Annotated in this window: 18 protein-coding genes and 1 pseudogene; 6 read left to right on the top strand and 13 right to left on the bottom strand. The window is 43.1% G+C overall.

What is annotated here, in order from left to right:
- Positions 1-2: 2 nt before the first annotated feature.
- The 12 genes and pseudogenes from phnN to LRQ06_RS15605 form a co-directional block, all read right to left on the bottom strand.
- On the bottom strand, positions 3-596 hold the full coding sequence (gene phnN, locus LRQ06_RS15660; RefSeq protein WP_232767988.1) for a ribose 1,5-bisphosphokinase: 594 nt from the start codon (positions 594-596) through the stop codon (positions 3-5).
- A 3-nt stretch (positions 597-599) separates the two neighbouring features.
- A complete protein-coding gene (gene phnM / locus LRQ06_RS15655; RefSeq protein ID WP_232768994.1) occupies positions 600-1,733 on the bottom strand; it encodes an alpha-D-ribose 1-methylphosphonate 5-triphosphate diphosphatase in 1,134 nt (377 codons plus the stop codon).
- Between the two features lie 63 nt (positions 1,734-1,796).
- Positions 1,797-2,483: pseudogene (gene phnL, locus LRQ06_RS15650) on the bottom strand (phosphonate C-P lyase system protein PhnL); the annotation flags it as partial.
- Between the two features lie 11 nt (positions 2,484-2,494).
- The gene (gene phnK / locus LRQ06_RS15645; RefSeq protein ID WP_232767987.1) at positions 2,495-3,310 is read right to left on the bottom strand and encodes a phosphonate C-P lyase system protein PhnK; all 816 of its coding nucleotides are present in this window, start codon (positions 3,308-3,310) and stop codon (positions 2,495-2,497) included.
- Positions 3,303-4,178: an alpha-D-ribose 1-methylphosphonate 5-phosphate C-P-lyase PhnJ gene (locus LRQ06_RS15640; RefSeq protein WP_232767986.1), complete on the bottom strand. Its 876-nt coding sequence runs from the start codon at positions 4,176-4,178 to the stop codon at positions 3,303-3,305. The genes phnK and LRQ06_RS15640 overlap by 8 nt, the downstream gene beginning before the upstream one ends.
- The gene (locus LRQ06_RS15635; protein ID WP_232767985.1) at positions 4,175-5,263 is read right to left on the bottom strand and encodes a carbon-phosphorus lyase complex subunit; all 1,089 of its coding nucleotides are present in this window, start codon (positions 5,261-5,263) and stop codon (positions 4,175-4,177) included. The genes LRQ06_RS15640 and LRQ06_RS15635 overlap by 4 nt, the downstream gene beginning before the upstream one ends.
- Complete coding sequence (gene phnH / locus LRQ06_RS15630; RefSeq protein ID WP_232767984.1) at positions 5,248-5,868, bottom strand: phosphonate C-P lyase system protein PhnH; 621 nt, start codon at positions 5,866-5,868, stop codon at positions 5,248-5,250. The genes LRQ06_RS15635 and phnH overlap by 16 nt, the downstream gene beginning before the upstream one ends.
- Positions 5,869-5,912: 44 nt before the next feature.
- Positions 5,913-6,359, bottom strand: coding sequence for a phosphonate C-P lyase system protein PhnG (gene phnG, locus LRQ06_RS15625; RefSeq protein ID WP_232767983.1), 447 nt, complete (start codon positions 6,357-6,359; stop codon positions 5,913-5,915).
- Between the two features lie 4 nt (positions 6,360-6,363).
- Complete coding sequence (gene phnF / locus LRQ06_RS15620) at positions 6,364-7,059, bottom strand: phosphonate metabolism transcriptional regulator PhnF (RefSeq protein ID WP_232767982.1); 696 nt, start codon at positions 7,057-7,059, stop codon at positions 6,364-6,366.
- A 415-nt stretch (positions 7,060-7,474) separates the two neighbouring features.
- Positions 7,475-8,011 carry a GNAT family N-acetyltransferase gene (locus LRQ06_RS15615; protein ID WP_232767981.1) on the bottom strand — a complete coding sequence of 179 codons (537 nt, stop codon included), beginning with the start codon at positions 8,009-8,011 and terminating at the stop codon, positions 7,475-7,477.
- 207 nt (positions 8,012-8,218) lie between these two features.
- Complete coding sequence (locus LRQ06_RS15610) at positions 8,219-8,602, bottom strand: BLUF domain-containing protein (RefSeq protein ID WP_232767980.1); 384 nt, start codon at positions 8,600-8,602, stop codon at positions 8,219-8,221.
- Complete coding sequence (locus LRQ06_RS15605) at positions 8,592-9,311, bottom strand: GGDEF domain-containing protein (protein WP_232767979.1); 720 nt, start codon at positions 9,309-9,311, stop codon at positions 8,592-8,594. Before LRQ06_RS15605 ends, LRQ06_RS15610 begins: the two co-directional genes overlap by 11 nt.
- Positions 9,312-9,665: 354 nt before the next feature.
- Here LRQ06_RS15605 and LRQ06_RS15600 point away from each other — a divergent pair, with 354 nt between their 5' ends.
- From LRQ06_RS15600 to LRQ06_RS15575, 6 genes are all read left to right on the top strand, one after another.
- Positions 9,666-11,006 (top strand): putative bifunctional diguanylate cyclase/phosphodiesterase, encoded by a 1,341-nt coding sequence (locus LRQ06_RS15600; protein WP_232767978.1) that lies wholly within the window; start codon positions 9,666-9,668, stop codon positions 11,004-11,006.
- Positions 10,999-11,472 carry a BLUF domain-containing protein gene (locus LRQ06_RS15595; protein WP_232767977.1) on the top strand — a complete coding sequence of 158 codons (474 nt, stop codon included), beginning with the start codon at positions 10,999-11,001 and terminating at the stop codon, positions 11,470-11,472. The genes LRQ06_RS15600 and LRQ06_RS15595 overlap by 8 nt, the downstream gene beginning before the upstream one ends.
- 210 nt (positions 11,473-11,682) lie before the next feature.
- The gene (locus LRQ06_RS15590; RefSeq protein WP_232767976.1) at positions 11,683-11,985 is read left to right on the top strand and encodes an STAS domain-containing protein; all 303 of its coding nucleotides are present in this window, start codon (positions 11,683-11,685) and stop codon (positions 11,983-11,985) included.
- 14 nt (positions 11,986-11,999) lie between these two features.
- Complete coding sequence (locus LRQ06_RS15585) at positions 12,000-13,682, top strand: ATP-binding SpoIIE family protein phosphatase (protein WP_232767975.1); 1,683 nt, start codon at positions 12,000-12,002, stop codon at positions 13,680-13,682.
- 112 nt (positions 13,683-13,794) lie between these two features.
- Positions 13,795-15,438 (top strand): methyl-accepting chemotaxis protein, encoded by a 1,644-nt coding sequence (locus tag LRQ06_RS15580; protein WP_232767974.1) that lies wholly within the window; start codon positions 13,795-13,797, stop codon positions 15,436-15,438.
- 100 nt (positions 15,439-15,538) lie between these two features.
- On the top strand, positions 15,539-16,774 hold the full coding sequence (locus tag LRQ06_RS15575; RefSeq protein WP_232767973.1) for an EAL and HDOD domain-containing protein: 1,236 nt from the start codon (positions 15,539-15,541) through the stop codon (positions 16,772-16,774).
- Here the strand turns inward: LRQ06_RS15575 and LRQ06_RS21240 are convergent.
- On the bottom strand, positions 16,771-16,905 hold the full coding sequence (locus LRQ06_RS21240; RefSeq protein ID WP_373054857.1) for a DUF2817 domain-containing protein: 135 nt from the start codon (positions 16,903-16,905) through the stop codon (positions 16,771-16,773). The two genes, LRQ06_RS15575 and LRQ06_RS21240, sit on opposite strands and share 4 nt — an antisense overlap.
- Between the last annotated feature and the right edge of the window lie 34 nt (positions 16,906-16,939).

Genomic DNA, 16,939 nt, shown 5'->3' with positions numbered 1-16,939 from the left:
CATCAAATATGCCGACGTTGTTCCTGACTCTGTCTAAGCCGGATAAACTGCTCAACGCTTTCTTCAATCGTACCGCTGTTATCAATACAATACTGCGCCATGTCTTCCCCCAGCCGGTATTCTTCCGCTCTCTTAAGACGGTTGGCAATGGCATTCCTGTCTTCTCTGCCACGGGCAACCAAACGAGACTCCAGTATCTCAGAGCTGACCTGAACAACAACCGGGATCAAACGCTCACCAAACCGGCTTCTGGCAATGCTCATATACGCACGCGAGCCGTTCACCAGAACACAGAGCCCGTTGTTCATCCAATGAATCACCTCCTGACCAATACCGTAGTTCAGCCCGTTTGCCTGCCAGCTCATGGCAAATAAATTATGCGAATCACGCACTGAAAACTCCTTGTCACTCAGAGTAATGTGATTCTCACCTCCGGCATCATACGGCCGGGTAATATAGCGGTGAGCCACCACAAGTTCCCCGGAAAACCGTTCACGAAATGCGCTGATAAGCGAGTCCTTACCCGAACCGGAAGGGCCGACAATGAAGTAGATCCGGCCCGTTTTTTTCTGAGAATGGTCATCGTACGAAGACATAATTCAGAATACCTTTTTACCTTCCCGCCACACGCCTGATACCAGTTGATGTTGATCAGCCCTGTGAGTCAGAACCAAATCGGCTCTTTTCCCTTCAGCAATGACACCCCGGTCATTGAGTCCCAAAGCCCTTGCCGGATTCCGAGTTGCCAGTTGTACTGACTGAGCAACATCCAAACTGTTTCGTTCATCCTCTGCCAGAATAAAAACCGAATCAAGAAGGCTGGCAGGAAAGTAATCCGAAGAGAGAATATCCAGAACCCCTAAAGACGCCAGTTTATGAGCAGCAATATTCCCGGAATGCGATCCGCCACGGACCACGTTGGGCGCCCCCATCACCACATTTAGCCCGACTTCGTGAGACTTTTGTGCCGCTTCCTCTGTCGTCGGAAATTCCGCAATTACCATACCAAATGCTTTGGACTCTAAAACATGCTCTGTCGTTGCATCATCATGGCTTGCCATCGGAATATTCAGATTCCGACACTGACGGCATATTTCACGCCGGTTGTGATCCGACCAACGCTCCGACTGTTCGATCTGCGACTGTTCATAAATCCGCATCTCTTCATCGGTCATATTGTATTTACCCTGATAGTAAGTACGGTACTTTTCAAGATCAACAAACTGACGTTGTCCCGGTGCATGATCCATCACTGAAACCAACTGAACCAGCGGCAAATTGACGTAACGCTCAAAAAAGCTCAGTGTGCTTTCATTAGGCACTTCACAGCGAAGATGCAAACGGTGTTCGGTACGTGTGACGCCTCTTTTCTGGCTTTCTAATACCGTATTAATAAAGGTATCCAGATTAGACCGGCGGCTTCCGTCACGAAAGTCCCCCAAAGCCACTGCATCCAGTACGGTGGTAATACCAGAACCAATCAACTGTGTATCGTGAGCACTCATTGCAGAAAAAGGCGGCCATTTCACTTTCGGTCTGGGCGTAAAATACTGCTCAAGATTATCGGTGTGCATCTCAATCAACCCGGGCACCAGAAAACCATTATCACCATCGACCGCTCCGGGGAGAAGGCTGACAGAGTCAGACATTGCAGCGATCTTACCGTCACGCAATTCCAGTGATCCCCGGACGACTTCGTCTTCCAACACCAAATTCACATTGGTCACTATCACTGGATCAGCAGAATCACATATCCTGATGCTGGCTGGTCCAGGAGCCTTTTGAGACGTGTTATGGTCTTTCTGTACCACATTGTAAAGACGATCTGCGACCTCTTTACGAATGGCTTCATCATGGAAAATACCGATAATGGCCGTTCCGCGCGCTTTTGCTTCGTTCACCAGACTGACCACAACAGCACTGTTGGTTGCATCCAGTGATGCAGTCGGTTCATCAAGCAACAGAACCGGGTAATCGACAATAAATCCCCGGGCAATATTGACCCGCTGCTGCTCGCCACCGGAAAACGTTGCCGGAGCAAGATCCCAAAGACTTTCCGGTACATTCAGCCGGGTCAGAAGCTGCTTTGCTTTTGCTTCGGCTTCCTGAGGGTTTCCTCCTCTTTCCAACAATGGCTGCATCACCACTTCCAGTGCACTGATCCGGGGAATGGTTCTCAGGAACTGACTGACCCAACCAACAGTATGACGTCTGACATCAATGATCTCTCTATCAGATGCTGAGGCTAAATCAACCCATCGTTCCAGATGCTTAACTTCAATGCTACCGGAATCGATCTTGTAGTTGGCATACAGAGCTCTGAGTAACGTTGACTTGCCTGAACCGGACTGACCGTTCAGTACGACACATTCCCCCAGCTCAACAGAAAACTGCTCACCGGACAGCACCGGTAACGTCATGCCATTCTGGTTATGAAGAATAAATGTTTTGCTGACACCGCTCACTTTTAATAGGGTTTTCATGACTGTCATCCTTAACTTTGTAATACCGAGGAAACCAACAACTGGGTGTAGGGATGCTGCGGGTCATCCAATACCTGATCTGTTAACCCGCTCTCAACAATTTCGCTGCGGCGCATCACAATCAGCCGGTGAGCAAGTAAACGGGCAACAGCAAGATCATGAGTGACAATCACAACCGCAAGGTTAAGATCGGTGACCAGATGACGGAGCAAATCCAGCAATCTGGCCTGAACCGATACATCCAGTCCACCGGTGGGTTCATCCATAAAAATCAGTCTGGGATGGGTCACCAGATTCCTGGCTATCTGCAATCTCTGTTGCATCCCCCCGGAAAAAGTCGTTGGCATATCGTCAATCCGGTCATAACCGATTTCAACCTCGCTAAGCCACCCGGAGGCCGTATCCCGGATAGCCGAATAATTCCGGGCTCCGACCGCCATTAAACGCTCACCAATATTCCCCCCGGCTGATACCCTGGCACGCAGTCCGTCCATCGGCTTCTGGTGCACAATTCCCCACTCCGTACGTTGCAACCTTCGCCTCTGGCTTTCCGCCATCCGGTACAGATCATCAATCCCATTTTCATTGTTAAGATACAGAACCTCTCCCTTATCCGGACAACAACGCCCGGACAAAGCTTCCAACAGGGTTGTTTTACCGGAACCGGATTCCCCGACAATGCCAAGAACTTCTCCCGGATAAAGGTCAAAAGACACGTTCTGAAACCCTTTTTGTTCTGCATACAGTTTTGTCAGATTACGCACCGATAACAGAGGACGTAAGGAACATTGCAGATTATTTTCACCTGACATCGCCAAATCACTCATCCGTTTTCTCCTGCTGCTGTCTGCAATAATCGGTATCTGAACACACAAACATATGTGTACCTTTGTCGTCCAAAACCACTTCATCCAGATAAGTGTCTGTTGATCCACAAATCGCACACGGTTCATCCCATTTCTGAATCTCAAACGGGTGATCTTCAAAGTCCAGGCTCTGAACTTTGGTGTAAGGTGGCACCGCATAAATGCGCTTTTCCCGCCCTGCGCCAAAGAGTTGCAGTGCCGGCATATTATTCATCTTTGGATTATCGAATTTCGGAATCGGTGACGGATCCATCATATAAACCCCGTTAACTCTGACCGGGTAAGCATAAGCTGTTGAAATACGACCAAACCGGGCAATATCTTCATAGAGTTTAACGTGCATAACGCCATATTCCTGCAACGCATGCATTTTGCGGGTTTCAGTTTCCCGGGGCTCAATAAAGCGTAATGGCTCCGGAATCGGCACCTGATAAACCAAAATCTGGTCTTCTTTCAGCGGCACTTCCGGAATACGGTGTCGGGTCTGAATAATGCTCGCCTTCGCCGTTTCTTCTGTCGTTTCCATCCCGGCTACGGAACGGAAAAAGGCTCGGATAGAAACTGCATTGGTCGTATCATCGGCCCCCTGATCAATGACTTTCAGGGTATCGTCCAGCCCGATGATAGCCGCTGTAATTTGTACACCTCCGGTTCCCCAGCCATAAGGCATCGGCATTTCGCGGCTGGCAAAAGGGACCTGATATCCGGGAATTGCCACCGCTTTTAACAACGCCCGGCGAATCATTCGTTTTGTCTGTTCATCCAGATAACCGTAATTGTAGCCTTCGGTTCCTGCTGACGTTTGCGGTTCAGAGCGAAACAGATTCATCCTTCTTTCTCCTTTTCTTGCTCATTTTTCTGCTCCCGGCGCATCCGGCGCAGCAGTTCCAGTTCGGACTGAAAATCGACGTAATGAGGTAATTTAAGATGAGAAACAAAACCTGCGGCTTCAACATTATCGGAATGAGATAAAACAAATTCTTCATCCCGGGCCGGACCATTAATGGCTTCGTCGTATTCAGCCGCCTGCAATGCCCGGTCCACCAGCGCCATCGACATGGCTTTGCGCTCTGTCGCACCAAAGGTTAAACCGTAGCCGCGGGTCAGCCGGGCCTTTTTCTCGTCATCCTCTATAAAACCGTTCACCATCTGACATTCCGTGAGTTCAATCTCCCCGATATCGATGGAAAAACCCAGTTCCTCCGGAACCAGCGACAAAGTAACAAACCCGGAACGAATTTCACCGGCAAATGGATGGTTGCCGCCAAATCCACGCTGAGTTGAATACCCAAGTGCCAGCAAAAATCCTTCATCTCCCCGTACCAGATTCTGCAAACGGGCACTCCGGTCACATGGATAATGAACCGGATTCATGGTGATGTCTTCAGGGCGCTGTCCGTTGTCTTTCTCTGAAACCATAAGGTCGAGGTTTTCCAGAATCTCCAAAACCTGAGGGCATTCATCCAGATCAACCATTTCACCTTCCGGATCATCCGGCGTTTCGCCTTCGGCAAGCAGGCTAAAATCCAGCAACCGGTGTGTATAATCATAAGTCGGCCCAAGAACCTGCCCTCCCGGTAACTCTTTGTAAATCGCTGAAATACGGCGTTCGATGCGCATCGATCCGGTATCCACCGGCAATGCAGTACTCACCCGGGGCAATGTCGTCCGGTAGGCTCTCAGCAAGAAAATGGCTTCAACCAAATCACCGGCCGCCTGTTTAATCGCAAGCGCCGCCAGATCTTTGTCATAGACTCCACCCTCAGTCATCACCCGATCCACAGATCCCGATAACTGTTCCCGGATCTGCGCTACGCTCAGCTCGGCATACTGCGTATCACCACGGCGTTTTATCGCCTGAAGCTGATGAGCCTGACGAATGGCTTTTTCGCCTCCTTTTACGGCAACGTACATAGTGCTACCTCCACTTTTGTTGTCCGGGGAAAACACATAACCTGTCGACCTGATGTAAAAATGAAATCCACGCCAAGAGGAAACGCCACCCTTTCCTGACGTTGTTCCAGATAGGAAAACAACGATTCGGAAAGCCCCCCTAAGCAAACAACCCGTTCCTGCCGTATTCCGGGGCCGGTCAGAGTAAGCTCACTTCCTTCGTAAAAACTTTCCACTTCAACGATCACGGTAGCCGACCGGTCAGGATACGCTTCATCCCCAATATCAAACTGCGGCGAAAGCCAGTCATATTCACTCTGATCCCGGGAACTAAAGACAGCAAAATCAGCTTCCTGCTGCGACATCACCACCGGTGCTGAACAATGAAAACGAATGTTATCCGATATATCAGAATCCGATTGCAATTGAGAAGAAAACCACAGCGATGTCATGGCATCCGCCATGGTCAGCAGTACCTGAGTCGTCGCTGGCATTAAGGCCCCAAAACCATCACAACGATCCAGAGTGACGATGGTTCCCGGCTCGGACATGGCCTTTAACAGCCGCCGGAAACACTGCTGGCTATCATGGACTTCATCCTGAAATGCCTGAGAAATCATATTCATAAAATTCTTTTAACCTTTACCGTTTCTATCCGTGTCCATTGTCGCTACGCGTCCCCACGAACCATTGTGAAAAAATCCACTTTACTTGAAGCAACTTCACTGGCTCTCTGATGATCACGCTGACTCTTTATCTCAGCTAAGGGCTTAATCAACCCGGACTGTATGACATCGCGGTAGGACACCTTCTGTAACAATGCATCAATTACCGCAGCCAGCTCCGCGTGAGATTTATTCCGCCCAAGTAAATAGCTGTATCCAAGCTCTCCGGAAGCCAGCCGTACAACACTCCGGGTAACCGTGACATCTCCCATATTAAAAGCGCGGCCGGTTCCTCCCATCCTTCCCGGTATCTGAACCAGACCAATCTCAGGCCGTCTTACCAACGTGTACTCAGGCTCAAGTTCAAGCGTCTGCCAGTACCGTTTCAATTCGGCAAACGAACTTTTTGCCAACACGGCCATCCAGTGTTGCCTTTCTTCTAATTCAGTCATTGAGTTAGTGCTCCATTACAAATTCAGTGATATCAGCCCGGGTCAGAGAACTGGAAAATTCCGCAACCACATCCGTACCTTTAATAACATTTCGTGTTTTTACCTTAAGCAGTGGAATATCCGGGGTAATATTCAGTAAACGACACTCTTCATTCGTCGGACTGCGGGCCCCAATCCGGGTCTCTTTTCGCTCAAGATCGATGTCAAACCCTCGCCGGATAAACAGATGTAAAGAACCTTCCCGGTAATTTTTCATAATCGGCCACCACGCCTCACAGGAAAGATAATGGTCAATAACTGATCTGGGCTTCAGGCCGATTTGTCGTAATGTTCGGATATGGATCACTTTCTGACCGGATTCAACATTCAGATAACCGGCAACCTTTGGAGAAACGGTAATTAATCGTGACGACAGAACCCGGCTTATCGGTTTTTCTCCCTGCTTCATCAGGTTTCCCGTAAAATGAGCGCCGGAAAAAAGCCGGTAATCACCGGGTGGATGCGTCACCATGTTACCTTTCCCCTGATGGCGCTGAATCAGACCGGTATTGACCAGTTCATCTACTGCCCGGCGCAATGTATGCCGGTTGACAGAAAACCGTTCGGCAAGTCTGGATTCCGGCGGTAAGTAATCACCCGGTTTCAGGTCTTTCTTCACTTCTTTTTCCAGTATCTCGGCAATGTCTAAATAAACTGGCATTTCCTTCCCGTCCTTAACCATCTGGAATATTGTCTTGTTAACTTATCTAGACAAGTTAACAGGCAGTAACCAGTGCTTTTGATTCTTATTCCCGAATGCATCACTCCTGAGATTATCACCGGAAACCTGTCACTCACTTTGACGTGATAACATGTCACTTTTGTGACAAATTTGTTCAGGAAAAACCGTCACAAGAAATCACATCAACTTGTCTAGATAAGTTTAATAGCTTGTTTTAAAAGGAATAAAATGCATTAATCAGAAGGAAATACAGAACATATATAGGTGGAAGATTCACATTTAATTAACTTAAAACCCCTCTGTTTTACCGGTTTCACAGACAGGCAGGAGCATAAAAAACAAATAAAGCCTGATGAAAAAGAAGGGAAAGTATTACGTTGAGGAAAAGCAGGGGTTAAAACCCCGTCCACTCAGTAGACAGAACCGACATAATAACTTTATCGACAAACTGACCATCACGAAACCCGGCCTGACGCATCACCCCTTCATGCTGATAGCCAGCTTTACGGTATGCGTTCATTGCCGCTGTATTCCGGGTGTAAGCCGTTAGCTGAACCCGGTGTAACCCTAAGGTCTTTATCGCGTAATGGGTCACTAACTTCGTCACCAATGTACCGATGCCCTGTCCCCAACATGCCTTATTACCAATGAGAATAAAAAACTCACCACTACGATTCAAAGTGCTTATTGAAGAAATCCCGGCATAGCCGATGAGCTGATCATCTTCTTTACAACAAATGCCAAAATAAACATTGCTACGTTCGGAATTAATACCGGATAACCAGGACGACATGTCCGTTTTGGATTGAGGATAAGCATAGGAAGACAAACTGTACCGAGTCACGTCCCGATCACATGACCATACATAAAATAGTTCAGCATCATTCACATCCAGTGAACGCAGATAAATATTTTCCGCTTCCATTAGCATAATTTTTCTCTTGTATTTCAGACTAATAATACAACACTGCCATACAGCACCGGGGTAAAAGCGATAACAGCTATATTTTTATGGAATGATTATGGAATAGAGATGTGTCAGTAAAATGACCACTTACGCATTTCATTGATTATCAGAAAGATGTAAATTCAACTTCATTTATAAATAGCTCGTAATACACATAACCTCTAAACCGGACTAAAACTGAAGACTGGATTGTGCAGTACTAATGAATTCATTCAGTACTAAGTCTTTATCTTTTATATTATTCCACTGGGAAAAAATATCTTCTTCTATGCGTACATACCCCATCTGCCAATCGGGGAAGAAACGTTCCTCACGTTCTCCTACGATAATCATGTTCACATCAGAATGACGCTCATCCGTCGAAATATTATGGTAAAGCTGATTGATGTTTGACTCCTTTCCTTCAATCAATTGATAAAAACCACCCAGATGGCATATCAAAAAACCGGTAATACCAAACTTTTTATTTTCTTCCCGGGCAACTTTTAATATGTCATAGACATTAATTTTGTCTATTTCTGAAACACTGGAATATAATAAATACTTATACTTCATTTTTAACTCCCTTATCTTTCTTCATTCTTTTTCTCTCATACATGCGTTTATCCGCCTGTTCTATGGTCTCAAAAAGGCTCGAACTCATATTTTTATGTTTTCCGACGCTAAACGAGATATGATATTTGCCTACTTCTTTCTGCTGATAGATTCGCTTTATTACCTCATCGATTTCGATATCATCACGAAATACAATGACAATAAACTCATCACCACCATAACGAAAAACTAAATCCGTTAATCGGAAGCACTGTTTCAATGCCTTAGAAAATTGCACAATCACTTCGTTACCATATTCATGACCAAATTTATCATTCAAAAATTTCATATTATCCAGGTCAAAGAAAAACAAATTAAATTCTTTTCCATCTAATTCATTTTCCAATGATTTAAGATAATTAAAATTAAAAATACCGGTCAGATGATCCGTATAACATATATCATGTTCCAGATTCACCAATCCAGTAACTACTTCCGTAAATCGCTCTAAATAGACTTTAAACTCGTCTTTATCCAATGAAGAAACATCAACAATAATGTCATAGAAGGCATCGGTAATAATATTAAATTTAATGATAATATCAGAACTAAACAGCGCAGGGATTTTACTCTGATAAACGGAACGCTTACCTGAGGTCAGATACTGTTTCACTTCATGAGAAAAGATCCTTTGCTTTAACTCATAATCACTGCAAATCCGTTTATTCATTTTAATCTCTTTAATAACCATACAGTTATTAATCATACCCATCTTTTAGGCTAGAATAAAAATGATAATAGTCAATTTATTATTTGTAATTATTCTTATTTACTATAGGTTGTTGATATTCATACTATATTATGAATCTTGCTATTTAATATTGACATATGCATTTATAAAACCAACTGTAATATATACCTTTTTATAAATATTTTCGTAACAATCTAATTTTCACATTTAATTTTAAATGTGCTCATTTGCATTATGAAAAACTAATATTACTCTTAAAAAAGACGTATTTGTTTTGTATTGAGTGTTATCTTCATTTTTTAGCAGTAAAGTCGAATAATGGTTCATTAGGCTATGGCATTATTAATTAAAGAGCGTGATATCACCACCGGTCTTTACCGGCGTGAAGCTGTATTAAAAAAAACGGAAGATTTTCTCCACAAAGAAAAAAATTCAAGCATCACTCTTTTGCTTATCGAAATTCACCGTTTTAAGCAAGTGAATGACGGTGTTGGCCCCCTTATTGGTGACAAAATTATTGCTTCAATTGCCAGGCGTATTGCAAAAGCCTCACCGAAAGACGCAATTGTCGGGCGCATGGGTGGTGATGGGTTCGCCATTGTTTTACCCACGGATAGTAAAGTAGCCTCAACTGCAGAGAAAATCATAGAACTTGTCCAAAGACCGTTGTCAGTTGGTGGTAATGTCGTTGCACTGGATTGCTCGATAGGCATCGCGCACTCGATTGAACACGCAGCCAGTGCCTATGAGCTGGTTCGGGCAGCCGATATTGCATTACATTTAGTCGCCGAAACAAAAGAAAAAATTAGCGTTTACAAACAAGAAATGCTGTTTAAAGCCGAATCCATTCACCTGTTAGAAAATGACCTTCGATACTCGGTTGTAATAGAAAAAGTTGAACTTATCCGGGCTCTCTCATCCAATGAGTTTCAGGTTTATTATCAACCTCAGGTCTCTTGTGAATCCGGTAATGTAGAAGGTGTGGAGGCGTTGATTCGCTGGATGCACCCGAAAAGAGGCAGCGTAAGCCCGGAAGTCTTTATACCTATTGCAGAAAAAATCGGAATCATTGATTTATTAGGCGCCTGGGTACTGAAAAAAGCCTGTAAAGATATCCAGATAATTCGGAACATCTGCGGTCAGGAATCGATATCTCTCAGTGTAAATGTCTCTCCCAAACAACTTGAGAATATGACTTTTTTTATCCAGCAGTTAGAAAATGCCTTAGCCGACTCCTCACTTCCTCCGGATTTACTGAAACTGGAAATCACAGAGAATGCGATTCTGAGAACCAGTGAATCAGAAATAAACCGATTACTCCATCAAGGTGTCTCTCTTGCACTTGATGATTTTGGCACCGGTTTTTCCTCAATGACCGTGATGAGAAGCTTACCTCTTGAGTCGGCAAAACTCGATAAGACCTTTGTTTCATCGCTTTTTCTGGAAGACACGAAATCATCTCAACGGGACAAAGAAATGATTCAGGCGTTCGTCGCATTATGTAAAGCATTAAACATTAAAAGCACGATTGAAGGGGTAGAAACAAAAGAACAGGCCGCATATCTTGCTTCGATAGGCAGCCACACTCTACAAGGGTTTTACTATTCCTGTCCTTTGTCATTTAGCGATCTGCAATACTACCTAACCGATAAAGGAGTGACACAATATGTCTGAACCTCTTTATACCATCAGTTATTTCAGTACCTGCGACATTCCTGGTGATCAAGAGAATACAGTTCAGGAAATCAATAATATTATCAAAACATCAAAAATAAAAAATGCCGGACTGGATGTAACGGGAGCTCTTTTATTCAGCGGTGGTTATTTTATTCAGGTACTTGAAGGGCCGGAATCGGCAGTCGAGAAAATTTTTGAATCCATACAAAATGATTTCAGACACAAAAATGTCGCAGTAATCGACAACAAACATATCCGCCAACGCTGCTTTTCCCAATGGTCTATGGCTTTGGCCGGGATCAGCAAAGAGATCCTCCCGGGACTGGAAGGCATATTGTCGGCGCCCAAAGACATCAGAAGCGACGAAAGAGGCGAAACACTGGTCAAACTACTCACGGATTTAATTATGCGATACGAATCTGAAAGCCATCTGAACTATGCCAAACACGAATCATCGTCATGATTTAATTCTCCAATCACGGTTGGTCATCTATAGGCATTTACATCGGCGGGACATGTCTGATTTGTGTTACCCGGATTTCTTTCTACACTCTAATAATAATCCGATTCAGAAACTTACCATTCTGAACATAAGAAAATCACAACCCGTTTTTTATAAAATATGCTGTTCTGCTCATCTGAACCAACAACATCGAAATAACAAGGAGCCGGTATGTCCTCAGTTAAAAGGCAAATAGATCAACAATCAAAATGCGTCACAATAGAAATTAATGGTTCATTCAACTTTCGTCTGGTAGAAGAGTTTCGGCAATGTTACACCGAAATGAAAGGATATCGTTTTGTTCTTGATTTTAGAAAAGTGGATTACATAGATAGCGCAGGGTTGGGAATGCTTCTGAATATGCAAAATTATTTGTCCTCTCAAGAGGACATGATCCGCATTATTAACGTTCTACCTCAAGTTCAGAAAATACTGGCTATATCGCGTTTCGATAAAAAATTTAATATCGACTAGCAGGAGAAGAAACAATGCATATTATGCTTGTGGATGATTCAGCCAGTAACCGGGAACTTGGCCGCATTATTCTGAGTAAAATCGCTGACGAAATCAGTATTTGCTCTGATGGTGACGATGTCATAAATACTATTGAAAAGATGACATCGATACCGGATATCATTTTACTTGATGTGTTAATGCCCAAAAAAGATGGGTTCACAACCGCCGTAGAAATAAGGAATACCTTCCCTGACTATCACATCCCTATTATATTTTTGACCAGTTTAGACGATCACGCATCATTCGAAAAATGTTTAACATTCGGTGACGACTTTATCCTAAAGCCCTTTGACAGCAGTGTCATCAAAGCCAAAGTCTTCGCACACCACCGAATTGTAAAAATGCATAATGAAGTCAAAGCCCAACGAGATGAACTCAGACAGTTTCATGACCATATCCGCTACGAGCATGCCATAGCAGAATCCATCTTTAATAACCTGAAAGAAGATATGAACGCCTATTTTGGCTGCATTTCCGGAATTGAATACGTCTCCACTCCCTCAACCTTATTTAATGGTGATCTGATTGTTGCGGCCAAGGGGCCTCATGGCAGTATTTATGTTTTAATCGCCGATGCCACCGGACATGGACTTCCTGCGGCCATTTTAACCATTCCGGCCTATCGGGCCTTTTTTACCATGGCGACAAAGGGCATTGCTCTCGGAGACGTTGTCACCGAACTAAACAACGTCATGTCGAGTTTTCTTCCTGTCGGCATGATGCTCGCAGCAAGTATTTTTGAGATAAGACCAAATGGCACGGAATTATGTTGGTGGGGAGGCGGCTTACCGGATGGGTATATCATCGACCCGGACGGCAGTATTGTGGACAAGCTTATCTCAACTCATATGCCGTTAGGGGTTTTAAAGCCACATGAATTCGAATCGGATCTCATCCATTTGACATTGCAGCCCGGCCAGAAAATCCTTTGTTATACCGATGGAGTTATAGAGGCGACGGATTCCTGTAACACACCCTATGGGCGTCAACGTCTGGAACAGTCAATTAGTAACAATAACGCATCCATTACCGCATTGTATGATGCGGTTTCCCAACATTCCGACAAGCGGATGAACGATGACTTATCTATCTTAACGATGGCGTTTCCGGTGACCAATAAATGTAACCATCAATACGAAGCCGATATAAATACGGACAATCAGGTACCTTGTTCATATACACAAGTTTTTTCTGCCGACGTACTAAAAAATATAACAGTAATGAATGAAGTTCGGAACTTATTATCCGGATTAATAAAAGGAATCCATCTTGATTTTATATGCTCTGTTCTATCCGAGCTGTTTGCCAATGCAATCGAGCACGGTTTGTTAAATTTAGACTCGTCTATCAAAGAGCAAGAGGATGGATTCTATACGTTTTACAAATTACGTGAAGAACAGATAAAAAAACTGAGTAATCACTATTGGATTAATCTGGAAGTTGATTATCAACCCGGGGACAAAAAAATCGTACTTACCGTTGAGCACAATGGCGAAGGATTCGATTATGAAAACTTTATGTCTTCTTCAATAAGTCCAGACCCATTATTATATGGGCAAGGTATTGCGTTGGTCACCCGGTTATGTGAATCGGTTCACTACTCAAATAAAGGTAAATGCGTCACGGCAATATACCGCTTAGAAGCGCATGAATGAGCCTTTATTTCCCTTTTTGATAACAATCATTACTCATTTAATTGTATATAAGCAATTTTTATCCTAAGTTTTGAATGTTGGAATTGGCTGGAAAATATAATAAGGCTTAAAGATGAATCATATACTTTCTAATTTATCAGTAACAAAGCGTCTTGTTGCAATACTCATAACCGTTTTAATTACAATGAGCCTCATCGCTGCGGATATTATTATTACGTTGAATAATAACAAGCAGGACGTCACGGTCATTAATGTGGCTGGACGACAACGCATGTTAACCAAAAAGTTCGCCAGTGAAGTGATGTTGTCTGTTTATGAAGGTCATAAATCCAATCATTCATCATTAAATTATGACAATACGATAAAGCTGTACGAAATTTCATTAAACGCCCTGAAATCCGGCGGCAGAACATTTTCAGACCTAACAATGAAAAACCCAATTGTGCTGATTAAAAGTTCGGATAGCCAGTTCTTAAATCAACTGAATGCCGTAGAAGCGTTATGGAAAAAACAAAAATCCATGGCGTTTGAACTCCTTCACTCTAAAACGCCGCCAACAGAACCGGAAGTGGACGCCTTTATGCTTGAGAATCAAAAAACTCTGGTCACGATGAACAAAGCGGTTCTCAGCTATAATCGCTTTGCAAACGGAAACGTACAAAGTTTAATTTATGACATTATTATCATCTCTCTTGCCGGTATCTTTCTGGTTTTCACCCTATCCCTCCTGATAGGCCGGAGCATCACGCAACCAATCAACAAACTGGTGGATGTCAGCAAAGCAACCAGTAAAGGCGATCTGGAAGACAGTAAACAAATTGACAATATGATTAATGCAAGCGAGCTGGGCTTGTTAGCAAAAAACATTCAGTCCATGAGGCACGCCCTTTCTTCGGTAGTAAAAGGGCTAAAAACAAGTGCGGAAAATATTACCGGCCTGTCTTTACGAGTCGAAACGCTTGCTCAGGAAGTCAATAGCAGTTATACCGAAGAGAAAAATAAGTACGACGAAATCTCCGATATTTCAGACAGTTTAGTGGCCTCTTTTGATATGGTTTCAGATGTCGTCACCCAGACTCTTGAGTCAGCCAATCAAAGCCAGAATAGTGCCAGTCAGGGTCTTGATTCCGTTAAAGAGAATTTAAAAGCCGTCGAAATGGCCTCTCAGGAATCGGTGAAAGTTTCCGACAATATACAAGAATTAAGCACGGTTGCAGAAAAGGTCTACAGCATCATCGATGTGATCCAATCCATTGCGGAGCAAACCAACCTGCTCGCCCTTAATGCCGCAATCGAAGCAGCAAGAGCGGGCGAACAGGGAAGAGGGTTTGCGGTTGTTGCCGATGAAGTACGGGTATTAGCCAGTAAAACGAATGACTCTACCGAAGAAATCAGTGGCTTACTTAACGAGTTAACCGAACGTGTGAAAACTTCGGTCGATTCCGTAGAACAACTTTACAAAGAAGTCGAAAACAGTAAAACGTGCAGTCAGGATACGGAAAAAAATATCAACCTCATTAGCACATCGATTTCCTTAACCGTTGAACAACAAAATCAGATTGCCACCTTAATTGAACAACAGTCGAATAGCATCCATGATCTGAAACAGGCTCAGGATTTTCTGACCAATTTATTAGATAACACAAATCAGAAAATTATAAGCAGCTCAAAAATAGCGATTGATATGAGTGATATGGCAAAAGGAATATCGTCTACACTGGATGAATTTTCCGTCTCTGCTAAACATATCGGCTGATCGGTCAGGTGTGGACTATCCGGTTTATTTAATAAAGCTCACCTTATGGAGTAAGCAAAATGCCAGATAGAAAAATAAAACAACGGTTCAGTACTATACTATGAATTTGTCTAATGACTCAGATATATACAATTCTATTGTTGCCAGGCAGCCAATCGTTAATAGGGACAGAAAATTATATGCATACGAACTGCTCTACAGAGATAGTACGAACAATGCTTTTCCTGAACACTCACGAAAAAGCCAGGTAACGAAGCGGTTATTAGCCGAGCAGCTATTAACCTTTCAAAAGCGTAATTTAAATAACAAGATTGGATTTATTAATTTCACTCAAAATGACATTGTTGATTTAGTACCACTGGATTTTTCACACACCGACATTGTTATTGAAATTTTGGAGACCTGTGAACCATCGGACGAACTCTACAACGCCGTTTCAAAGCTGAAAAGCAAAGGTTACCGCTTCGCCTTGGATGATTTTATACCGTCTACAGAATGGAAAAGGTTTTATCCCTTGGTTGACTACATCAAACTTGATATAAGAGAAACAACACTACAGCAATGTCAGCAAATAATACGCAACTTTTCGAAAACACATATACAGTTTATTGGTGAAAAAATAGAAACTTATGAAGAATTTAAAAAAGCAGCAGCAATTGGTTTCCATTTTTTTCAGGGCTTCTTTTACCAGAAACCGGAAATAATAAAAACACACAAACTCAGCTCATCATCTATAGATATGTTCAGATTGTGTGATCTAACTTCTAAACCCAGTCCTCTTGATAAAACAAAAATTAATGAACTGATTGTCCGAAATCCAACTTTGTCGGTACAGCTGTTAAATTTTGTTAATAATGATTCCCGCCTTGTCAATCCAATAAAGAATATTCAGCAAGCATTAGCTTATTTAGGCGATGATCGAATAAGAAAATACGCAAACTACATTTCCCTTTCCGCTCTTGCACCAGGGAAGCCTAATATCGTATATCGAAATATGCTGACACGTGCCAGATTCATGGATAATCTAACAAGATTAATTGGTGATAAAAACTTAATTGAAATGGCTTATCTGTGCGGAATGCTGTCTCTGGTAGATGGATTACTTGACATGGAACTACAGGTTATTATCAACAATATGGCTATTGATGAATCTATTTTTCAGGCACTGCTAGAACACAAAGGTACACTTAGCTTTATTCTCGATATGGCTAAAGCAGTGGAATGCTCAGACTGGCAATTATTAGACCATACGGAAAATCACCTAAGTATTGATAACAAAGATATAATGAGCTGTCTTGCAGAGGCACTTCAATGGGTTGACGAACTTCCGGCTTAGAACAGTAGATGAACCATTCCATATGGATTGACGGCATGGATAATGACACGACGGGTATCATCCGGTAAATGATTGATAACATTTTCACTCAGTATGCCGGGTTGTATCGTAGAGCATACAAACCCATCAATGCCATGCCCCCGGTGCTAACTACAAGAAACTTCT

The organism is Vibrio salinus (assembly GCF_021272385.1).
Lineage (GTDB): Bacteria > Pseudomonadota > Gammaproteobacteria > Enterobacterales > Vibrionaceae > Vibrio > Vibrio salinus.
The sequence above is the reverse complement of the archived record's forward strand: the minus strand, read 5'-3'. Positions and strand labels throughout refer to the sequence as shown.